This is a genomic window from Burkholderia sp. Tr-862 (genome assembly GCF_011753085.1).
Classification (GTDB): Bacteria; Pseudomonadota; Gammaproteobacteria; order Burkholderiales; family Burkholderiaceae; genus Burkholderia; species Burkholderia ambifaria.
Genome location: NZ_VWWG01000208.1, coordinates 1 through 9,671, shown reverse-complemented (window position 1 = coordinate 9,671; position 9,671 = coordinate 1). Strand labels below are relative to the sequence as shown.

Genomic DNA, 9,671 nt, shown 5'->3' with positions numbered 1-9,671 from the left:
ACCGGAATCCGTGCCGGCCGCGGCCGGCACGGATTCCGGTGCGCGCGATGCGAGGGTGCGCGGGCGGGCGGCGGCCGGCGGCGTGACCGCGGCGAGATCCGAGTCGGCGAGTGCGACGATTTCGACGCTGCCGTCATCGAGCGTGCGGTTCGACAGCACGACCGCGTCGGCGCCCAGGGCCTCTCGCACGAGGCGAAGCGCGTCGCGGCTGGTCGCGCCGGTGAATTTGCGAATGTTCAAGCGGAACCCCCGATGACGTTAACGACTTTGATCGTGCGTGTATCCGGCACTTCGGCATACGACAGCACTTTCAATTGCGGCAGGCTGCGGCGCAGGAAACGCGCGAGCATCGCGCGCAGCGCGTGCTGCACCAGCAGCACGGGCGGCAGCCCGAGATTCTGTTGACGCAGCATCGCCTGTTGCGTGCCGGTCAGAAGGTTGTGCGCGAGGCCGGGCTCGAGGCCCGGGTTCGCGCCGGTGGCGAGCGCCTGCGACAGCACGCGCTCGAGATTCGAATCGAGGCCCATCACCTGCATCTCGCCCGCGCCCGGATACCACTGCTGCGTGATCGCGCGGCCAAGCGACAGCCGCACCGCGGCGGTGATCTCGTACGCGTCGCCGCGGCCGGCGTGTTCGGACACGGCCTCGAGGATCGTGCGCATGTCGCGGATCGGCACACCTTCCTCGAGCAGGTTCTGCAGCACTTTCTGCAGGGTCGTCAGCGAGATCGTCTTCGGCACGAGGTCCTCGACGAGCGACGGCGCATCCTTGCCGGTGCGCTCGACGAGCGCCTGCACTTCCTGGCGGCCGAGCAGTTCGGCCGCGTGCTGGACGACCAGATGGTTCAGGTGCGTCGCGACGACCGTGCTTGCATCGACGACCGTGTAGCCGTACACCTGCGCCTGCTCGCGCATCGCGATGTCGATCCACACGGCCGGCAGCCCGAACGCCGGGTCCTGCGTCGCGGCGCCCGGCAGCGCGGCCGTCACCTGGCCCGGGTTGATCGCGAGCCACTGGCCGGGGAACACTTCGCCCGCGCCGATCTCCACGCCCTTCAGCGCGATCCGGTACGCGTTCGGCCGCAGCTCGAGGTTGTCGCGGATATGGATCACCGGCGGCAGGAAGCCGATTTCCTGCGCGAATTTCTTGCGGATGCTCTTGATGCGCTTGAGCAGTTCGCCGTCGCTGTTCTTGTCGACGAGCGGAATCAGCCGGTAGCCGACTTCGAGGCCGAGCGGGTCGATCAGCTGCACGTCGTCCCAGGTTGCCTCGTGGCTGTCGCCCGGCAACGCGGCGGGCGGCGCGACCTCGGTCACGTCGCCGGCTGCCAGGCGGGCCGCCGCGCGGCGGCTCCGCGTGCGGGCCCGCCAGATCGCGCCGGCGCCGAGCGCGAGGAACGCGAAGTGCGGCATACCCGGGATCAGCCCCATCAGCACGATGATCGCGCCGGTGATGTTCAGCACGCGCGGGTTCGTGAACAGCTGGCCGGTGATCTGCGTGCCGATGTCCTCGTCGGTCGCCACGCGCGACACGATCACGCCGGCCGCCGTCGAGATCACGAGCGACGGGATCTGCGCGACGAGGCCGTCGCCGATCGTCAGCAGCGTGTAGTTGGTGCCGGCCGCCGCGAAGCTCATGTCGTGCTGCACCATCCCGACGATCAGCCCGCCGATCACGTTGATCGCCATGATGATCAGGCCCGCGATCGCGTCGCCGCGCACGAACTTCGACGCGCCGTCCATCGACCCGTAGAACTCGGCCTCCTGCGACACGGCCAGGCGGCGCTTGCGTGCCTGCTCTTCGTTGATGAGGCCCGCGTTCAGGTCGGCGTCGATCGCCATCTGCTTGCCGGGCATCGCGTCGAGCGTGAAGCGCGCGGACACTTCGGCGATCCGCCCCGCGCCCTTCGTGATCACCATGAAGTTGATGATCATCAGGATCACGAACACGACGATGCCGACCGCGAAGTTGCCGCCGACGAGGAAGTGGCCGAACGCCTCGATCACCTGGCCGGCCGCGTCGGGGCCGGTGTGGCCCTCGAGCAGCACGACGCGCGTCGACGCGACGTTCAGCGACAGGCGCAACAGCGTGGAGAACAGCAGCACGCTCGGGAACGCCGCGAAGTCGAGCGGCTTCATCGTGTACATGCTGACGAGCAGCACCATCACCGACAGCGCGATGTTGAAGGTGAACAGCAGATCCAGCAGCAGCGGCGGCAGCGGCAGGATCATCATCCCCAGGATCATGCAGATGAGGACGGGACCCGCGAGCGCGCGCAGGTTGGTGCCCGCGAACGGGTTCGTGCGTTTGGCGAACAGGCCGGTGGTCGGGGTGCTCATGCTGCGTTCCCTTGCTGGCCGAGCGTGTCCTCGGCTTCTTCACGCGCGTCGTCGGCCGATACCGACGTCCCCTTGTCGAGGTCGGCCGGCACCTCGAGATCGACCGGCGCGGCCGGAAAGGCGCCGCCTTCCGAGCGGAAGCGCCGCAGCTGGTAAACCCACGCGAGCACCTCGGCGACGGCCGAGTACAGCGAGCCGGGAATCTCGCGTTCGATTTCGACGTTGTGATACAGCGCACGCGCGAGCGGCGGCGCTTCGAGCAGCGGCACGTTGTGCTCGGCCGCGAGTTCGCGGATGCGCGCGGCGACGAGGTTCACGCCCTTCGCGACGACCTTCGGCGCACGCATCTCGCCGTCCGTGTACTGCAGCGCGACGGCGAAGTGCGTCGGGTTCGTGACGACCACGTCGGCCTTCGGCACGGCGGCCATCATCCGGCGCCGCGCGATCGCGCGCTGCTGCTGGCGGATGCGGCCCTTCACGTGCGGATCGCCCTCGTTCTCGCGATGCTCGCGCTTCACTTCTTCCTTCGTCATGCGCAACTTCTTGTTGTACTGCCAGATTTGGTAAGGCACATCGAGCGCGGCGACCACCAGCATCCCGGCGACCGTCGCGCCGCAGCACACGGCGACCAGATGCATCGCATCGGCGAGCGCCGAGCCGAGCGGCTGGGTCGCGAGACCGAGCAGTTCGTCCTTGCTGCGCCAGATCGCGATGCCGCCGATCCCGCCGACGACCAGCGTCTTCGCGAGCGACATCAAGAGCTGGATCGGCCCCTGGATCGAGAAGATGCGGCCGAGGCCCGAGATCGGGTTCAGGCGGTCGAACTTCAGCTCGAAGGTCTTCTGCGAGATCAGCCAGCCGCCGAGCGCCATCGGCGCGAGCAGCGCGGCGAGGCCGGTGAGCGCGAGGATCGGCAGCAGCGCGGCGAGCCCTTCGATGCTCGCGCTGCCGGCCGCCGACAGCATCCGGTGCGTGTCGAACGCGGTGGCGCGATCGAACGCGAACGCGCCGCGCAGCATGGCCTGGAGATGGGCGCCCGACGGACCCGCGAGCAGCCACGCGCCGTAGAACCCGGCCGCGAGCAGCGCGAACGAAGCCAGCTCGCGCGAACGCGCGACCTGCCCCTCCTCGCGCGCCTTTTCGCGGCGCCGCGGAGTGGCGGCTTCGGTTCTGTCGAGATCGCTCTCGTCTGCCACGGGGCCTCCAGTCGGGTACGGCGAAATGCCGCTTTCCAGTGACACCGATTATTCATGCGCACGTCAAACGCCGATCGGTCGAGCAAAGCCGGGAAAGGGGGGTATTTCGGGGAATCGGGCAAGGCGGCGCGGCGAGAGGCGGCGGGCGGGTGCGGCGGGCGGAAGATGGTGGGGAAAACGCGTGTGCGGGCGGGTGTGGTGAAGCGGGTGAGGTGGTGAGGTGGTGAGGTGGATGAGGTGGATGAGGTGGATGAGGTGGATGAGGTGGATGAGACGGATGAGGCAGGGAATCGATGAGGCGGGGAATCGAGGCAGCCGTGAAGCGATCATCGGCCCGCCCCGACGCGACGGCCGCGCGTCGGGGCGGCCGGCGCTCAGATCGCCGGAATCGGATCCGTGCCGAAGCGGTTCGGGCCGTTCGTGCCGCGCGAGCACATCCACACGAGCAACAGGATCCCGCCGATGAGCGGGATGAACGCGATCAGCAGAAACCAGCCGGAGCGACCGGTATCGTGCAGGCGGCGGACGGTGACCGCGAGGCTCGGCAGCACCAGCGCGAGCGAGACGACCAGCGCAACGATCGCCAGCAGCAGCGGAACCGCGCCGCTTTCGCGGCCGGCGGCGGCGAGCAGCTGGCAGGCGATCGACACAACGCCGGTGAGCAGCGCGAAATACCAGTATTCGGCGCGACGTGCGCGGCCTTCGAATTTCGCATACTGATTGAATACGGAACGAACGGCTTCAGTGAAATTCATCTTATTGCCCTCCTGTTTTAAATCGACGACCCCGGAAACAACGCGGGCATTATAAGTTTGAATTTCCACACGTCGCATCTCTTTTCGCGTGCCGCTCGCCGTCGTGGCGTCTTCGTCGCGCCAGAGCGGCCACAGCGACGGCGCGCCGTATCACTGAGTGCATGTCACGCCATTTTTATAATCGCAACGCCCCGACAAAAATATCAACCTGATAATCCATGAATTGATTACACCAGGATGAAACGGATCACGATCGATAATCGAACAGATCGTTCGGCGATCGATTTACCGGCCGGCCGGGAATAGCGTCGAGCGTCGCATGCCCGCGTCGAAAATACCGCCTCCCGGCCGGCGTTCGCGCTAGCCGGCCGCCGCCTGCTGCAGCGCATCGAGATCGAGCTTCTTCATCTTCATCACCTGCGCCATCACGCGTTCGGCGCGTGCCGGGTCGCCCGCCATCAGCTCGGACATCTGCACGGGCACCACCTGCCACGACACGCCGAAGCGGTCGCGCAGCCAACCGCACTGCTGCGCGCGCTCGTCACCGCCTTCGGAGAGGGCCGCCCAGTAGCGGTCGATCTCGCGCTGGTCGCGGCAATTGACGACGAACGACACGGCCGGCGTGAGCGGAAACGCCGGGCCGCCGTTGAGCGCGAGAAACGCCTGCCCGTCCAGTTCGAACGACACCGTCATCACCGCGCCTTCGGCCTGGCCCGACGCTTGCGCGCCGGATTTGCCATAGCGGGCGACGTGCAGGATGCGCGCGTCGTCGAACACCGACACGTAGAAGCGGGCGGCCGCCTCGGCGTCCTGGTCGAACCACAGAAACGGCGTGATGCGTTGAATGCGCTGACTCATGGCGCTGTCTCCTCGATGTCGTGCCGGCACCGATGCCGGTCTTATATCGTAGGCGCTGGGTCGGCGTGGCGCGGCCGCCCGGTACGTAGTCCGCCCGCATCCCGCCGCCGGCGGGATAAAAAAAGGGGGCGATCGCTCGCCCCCTCTTGCTGCTGCCGTTCGTTCGCGCTCAGAACGCGACGTAAGGCTGCGCGCCGCCGCTCGACGTCCTGTCCATCCCGAAGTAGATCGTCTTGCCGTAGAAGTGCGGCATGCCGAGATCGAGCCAGCCGGCCGCGCCGAACGGGCCGGCGATGTCGTTGAACGCGAACGTCGACGCGTTCGCGAACAGCGAATCGGCGTTCGCGACGGGCATCGACACGCCGCCCGACGTACCGTTCTTGCCGGTCAGCGTCGCCGTATAGGTGGTCGACGACGACGGGCAGTAGAACTGCGTATTGGTCGTGCAGGGTTTCTGCGCCGAATCGTTGAAGAAGTACGCGTTCGAGCCCGTATCGAAGAACGCGGTCACGCTGCTGCCGAGGAACGTCGCGCTCACGTCGCCCGTCGTCGACGACGTCAACACTGTCGACGCCCCGAGCGCGTTGTTGCTCTGCGTGCCGATCCCGAACGTCAGCAGGCCCGTCGCGCTGCCCTGCCCGTTGTTCGAGATGCTCGGCATCTGCACGATCACGCCGTTGTTGTCGGTCGCGAAGCGATGGACCGGGTTGGCCACCTGCTGCGCCACCGGCACCGGCGTCACCGCGCAGCTCGCATTGCCGTTCGGGCACGCGTAGTAGTTGTTGAACGTCGCCGACGTCGACGTCGCACAGTTCGTGCCGCAATCGACCGGCGCCGGCCCGATGCCGAGGATGCCGTTCGCGCCGAGGTCGTTCGCCGTGTTGGCCGACGCGCCGCCGTTCGTGCACGAGCTCGGCACGTTGCTCGTGCCGAGGTCGCCGATGATCTGCACCGGCAGCGAACCCGCCTGCTCGGAGCCGATCGTCAGGTCGACGGTACGCACCGTGCCCCAGGTGTAGCTCGACACGAACTTCCCGCATTCGGCGACCGGCGCACCGCCGCTCGTCACCTGCGGCAGCTTGTTCAACACGCCCGACACGGCGCTGTCGACCAGCCGCAGCCCGTACGACGCGGTGTCGACGAGCACGTTGTTGACCACCTGGCAGTTCGACGTGCCCGGCGCGCAGATCTTCACGTTGACGGTCGGGATGTTGATCACGTGCGCGACGCCGGTGCCGACCGTGATCACGGCCGTGTTCGCGGTGTTGCCGTCCGATACGTTGCCGCCGCCATTGCCGCCGCTACCGCCGTTGTTGTCGTCGCCGCCGCCGCATGCGGTCACGAGCATGGCCGTGGCAGCCGCCAGGCTCAGCAGGCCGACCCAGCGCTTGAAGGTACGAGGAATTCTCAAGATCGCTCTCCCGCTGTCACTGGATGTCGGTGCCGGACATGCCGGCAGGCAGCGCCGCCGGCAGCCATGCCTGGCCCGCGAAGGCGCCCATGTGGCCGCCCGTGCGGATCACGAGCCCGGTTGTATCGACTGACACGGGCGCGCGCCAGCCGCGCGCCGCGTGCGCGGCCTGGACGCCGGCGGTGTACTGCGGGAAATAGCTACCAAGCAGCGACGCGAGGTCCGGCATGCTCGGCCCGCGCCAGGCAAGGCCGAACACGGTGCCCGCGGCGGTCGTGTATTCGTGGATGACGGTGCCCGATCCGAGCGTGATCTCGCGGACGGTATAGGCGGCCGTGCTCGCCTGCGCGCCGTCGGCCGAGCGCATCGCGCGCTGCATCGCGCGCACGGTGGCGGCGTGATCGTCCGCCGGCGGCGACATCGGCGCGCCGCCCAGTTCGGCGTGTGCGTGGACGCTCCACAGCACACCCATTGCAGCCGCCGCATGCGCGGCGGCCCAGCCCAAGCGTTTCAGCTTCACGTTCCCCCCCAAAGGGACTGGCTTCGTTGCCGGCGGGCCCCCATCAGGCTCGGCGCCACCGGCCAACATGTGAAAGTCGTAAGAATGACGCGTCGTTACTGCTGACGCGTAGTATGCCTGCGGAGAGTGTCGGAGTGTCAAATCGTCGCGGCACGAAGGGCACGACGGGCGCAACAGCCCGCTCCCGGCCGGTGGGGGGAAACCAGCGCAAGCCATGCGCGTCGGGCCGCTCCGCGATATGGGAGCGGCACCGATGCCATGAGAAGCCGCGGGCAGTCTCAGAAGCCGAGGCTTGCGAGCAGGTCGTCGACCTGCCCCTGGTCCTGCACGACGTCGGACTTGCCTTCCGGCGCGATCTGCGGCCCGTTCAGCAGCGACTCGGGGCTGCCGGTCGCGCTGATCTGCTCGGCCGCGAGCGCGGCGGCGGTCGCCGCGAACTGCTCGCGCCGCTCGGGCGCGATGTTCTCGACGAGCACGGTGAGCAGCTGCTGCTCGATCAGGTAGACCATGTCCATGATCTTCTTGATCACCTGCCCGGTCAGGTCCTGGAAATCCTGCGCGAGCATGATCTCGAGCAACTGCGCGCTGGTCGCCGACGTCGCGTCGGGCAGCGCGTGCAGGAACGTGCGCGTGTCGTCCATCAGCTCGCGCACTTCTGCGTGCTCGATCGGCGCCGCGTACCAATGCGTCCAGCGCGCGTCGAGCGCCTCGGCCTCGTTCTGGATGCGCTCCTGCACCGGCTTCGCGATCTCGATCGCGTTCAGCACGCGCTCGGCCGCCTGCTCGGTCATCGTCGCGACGTAGCGCAGCCGGTCGCGCGCATCGGGCACGGCTTCCGCCGCGCGCTCGACGTGCTTGTCGAGCCCCAGTTCGCGCATCGAATCGCGCAGCGCGCGCGTGACCTGGCCGATGCGCGCGAGGATCCGGTCGCTCGCGAAATCGGCGCCTTCGGCGTGGCTGTCGGCGCTGAACGCCGCGCTGGCGAGCGCTGCATGGATCGGCTGGTTCACGTCAGCTCCCGGCCTTCGCCATCTTGTCGATGATCTTGTTCAGCTTCTCGTCGAGCGTCGCGGCCGTGAACGGCTTCACGACATAGCCGCTCGCGCCCGCCTGCGCGGCCGCGATGATGTTCTCCTTCTTCGACTCGGCCGTGACCATCAGCACCGGCAGGTGCGTGAGCGTCGCGTCCGCGCGAATTTCCTTCAGCATCGCGAGGCCGTCGAGGTTCGGCATGTTCCAGTCGGAGATCACGAAGTCGAAGCCGCCGCCACGCAGCCGCGCGAGGCCGGCCGCGCCGTCCTCGGCTTCGTCGACGTTCGTATAGCCCAGTTCCTTGAGCAGGTTGCGGACGATCCGGCGCATCGTCGGGAAATCGTCCACCACCAGGATTTTCATGCTCTTGTCCATCGTCGTTCCTTTGCAGATTCGTTACCGTCAGGGCACGTAGCAACGCACGTGCCCCGTGACATTTGATTCAAACGCGCTGCACGCGATCGCCCATCGTCGCCAGACGCGCCATCACGCGCCGGCTCATCTCGGCAAGCGAGACGACCTCGTCCGCGCCACCGAGCGCGATCGCCTCGCGCGGCATCCCGAACACGATGCAGCTCGCCTCGTCCTGCGCGAACGTGTGGGCGCCCGCGCGCTTCATGTCCAGCAGGCCGGCCGCGCCGTCGCGGCCCATCCCCGTGAGGATCACGCCGATCGCGTTCTTGCCCGCGTGCTGCGCCGCCGAGCGGAACAGCACGTCGACCGACGGCCGGTGGCGGTTCACCGGCGGCTCGTCGGACAGCTGCGCGATGTAGTTCGCGCCGCTGCGCGCGAGCAGCAGGTGTGCATGGCCCGGTGCGATGTACGCATGACCCGGCAGCACGCGTTCGCCGTGCTCGGCTTCCTTCACCGCGATCCGGCACAGGCCGTTCAGCCGCTGCGCGAACGACTTGGTGAAGCCGGGCGGCATGTGCTGCGCGATCAGCACCGCCGGCGCATCCGGCGGCAGCGGCGTCAGCACCTCGCGGATCGCCTCGGTGCCGCCCGTCGACGCACCGATGATGATCAGCTTCTCGGTACTGACGAGCGGGTTGTTGATCATCGGCGCGGCCGGCTGGCCGCTCGCCGTGGGCGCGGCGGCCTGCGGCTGCGGCGTCTGCCGCACGCGGGCGCGCGACGCCGCGCGGATCTTGTCCGCGAGCTTTTCCGCGTAGTCGAGCATGCCGTCGCGAATCCCGACGCGCGGCTTCGTGACGAAATCCACCGCGCCGAGTTCGAGCGCGCGCAGCGTGATCTCGGAGCCGCGCTCGGTCAGCGACGACACCATCACGACCGGCATCGGCCGCAGGCGCATCAGCTTCTCGAGGAAGTCGAGCCCGTCCATGCGCGGCATTTCGACGTCCAGCGTCAGGACGTCCGGGTTGTGCTGCTTGATGAGATCGCGCGCGACGAGCGGATCGGGCGCGGTCGCGCACACCGTCATGTCGGGCTGGCTGTTGATGATCTCCGTCATCAGGCTGCGGATCAGCGCCGAATCGTCGACGCACAACACTTTGATCTTCTGCACTACGGTCACGCCTCCTGCTTTCTCGAAAGGTTGGA

9 protein-coding genes and 1 pseudogene are annotated in these 9,671 nt (G+C 67.9%); all 10 read right to left on the bottom strand.

Annotation, left to right across the window (positions count from 1 at the left end; all coding sequences use genetic code 11):
- Positions 1-240 (bottom strand): annotated as a pseudogene (flhF, locus tag F3J14_RS31150) (flagellar biosynthesis protein FlhF); the annotation flags it as partial.
- On the bottom strand, positions 237-2,339 hold the full coding sequence (gene flhA, locus F3J14_RS31145; RefSeq protein ID WP_166726199.1) for a flagellar biosynthesis protein FlhA: 2,103 nt from the start codon (positions 2,337-2,339) through the stop codon (positions 237-239). The gene flhA and the pseudogene flhF, both read right to left, overlap by 4 nt.
- The gene (gene flhB / locus F3J14_RS31140; RefSeq protein ID WP_166726198.1) at positions 2,336-3,535 is read right to left on the bottom strand and encodes a flagellar biosynthesis protein FlhB; all 1,200 of its coding nucleotides are present in this window, start codon (positions 3,533-3,535) and stop codon (positions 2,336-2,338) included. The genes flhA and flhB overlap by 4 nt, the downstream gene beginning before the upstream one ends.
- A gap of 374 nt (positions 3,536-3,909) precedes the next feature.
- The gene (locus tag F3J14_RS31135) at positions 3,910-4,290 is read right to left on the bottom strand and encodes a DUF805 domain-containing protein (RefSeq protein WP_166726200.1); all 381 of its coding nucleotides are present in this window, start codon (positions 4,288-4,290) and stop codon (positions 3,910-3,912) included.
- A gap of 360 nt (positions 4,291-4,650) precedes the next feature.
- Positions 4,651-5,148, bottom strand: a complete 498-nt coding sequence (locus tag F3J14_RS31130; RefSeq protein WP_166726197.1) for a VOC family protein — start codon at positions 5,146-5,148, stop codon at positions 4,651-4,653.
- A 169-nt stretch (positions 5,149-5,317) separates the two neighbouring features.
- Positions 5,318-6,559 (bottom strand): DUF3443 domain-containing protein, encoded by a 1,242-nt coding sequence (locus F3J14_RS31125; RefSeq protein WP_166726196.1) that lies wholly within the window; start codon positions 6,557-6,559, stop codon positions 5,318-5,320.
- 16 nt (positions 6,560-6,575) lie between these two features.
- On the bottom strand, positions 6,576-7,079 hold the full coding sequence (locus F3J14_RS31120; protein ID WP_166726195.1) for a DUF2844 domain-containing protein: 504 nt from the start codon (positions 7,077-7,079) through the stop codon (positions 6,576-6,578).
- A 278-nt stretch (positions 7,080-7,357) separates the two neighbouring features.
- Positions 7,358-8,089 (bottom strand): protein phosphatase CheZ, encoded by a 732-nt coding sequence (cheZ, locus tag F3J14_RS31115; RefSeq protein ID WP_166726194.1) that lies wholly within the window; start codon positions 8,087-8,089, stop codon positions 7,358-7,360.
- A gap of 1 nt (position 8,090) precedes the next feature.
- Positions 8,091-8,486: a chemotaxis response regulator CheY gene (gene cheY, locus F3J14_RS31110; RefSeq protein WP_006754880.1), complete on the bottom strand. Its 396-nt coding sequence runs from the start codon at positions 8,484-8,486 to the stop codon at positions 8,091-8,093.
- A gap of 67 nt (positions 8,487-8,553) precedes the next feature.
- Positions 8,554-9,636 carry a chemotaxis response regulator protein-glutamate methylesterase gene (locus F3J14_RS31105; protein ID WP_011655686.1) on the bottom strand — a complete coding sequence of 361 codons (1,083 nt, stop codon included), beginning with the start codon at positions 9,634-9,636 and terminating at the stop codon, positions 8,554-8,556.
- Positions 9,637-9,671 lie beyond the last annotated feature (35 nt).

Excerpts from the sequence above, each read along its gene's own strand:
- flhA (WP_166726199.1), bottom strand. The coding sequence starts at position 2,339 with ATGAGCACCCCGACCACCGGCCTGTTCGCCAAACGCACGAACCCGTTC.
- F3J14_RS31135 (WP_166726200.1), bottom strand. The coding sequence starts at position 4,290 with ATGAATTTCACTGAAGCCGTTCGTTCCGTATTCAATCAGTATGCGAAA.
- F3J14_RS31130 (WP_166726197.1), bottom strand. The coding sequence starts at position 5,148 with ATGAGTCAGCGCATTCAACGCATCACGCCGTTTCTGTGGTTCGACCAG.
- cheY (WP_006754880.1), bottom strand. The coding sequence starts at position 8,486 with ATGGACAAGAGCATGAAAATCCTGGTGGTGGACGATTTCCCGACGATG.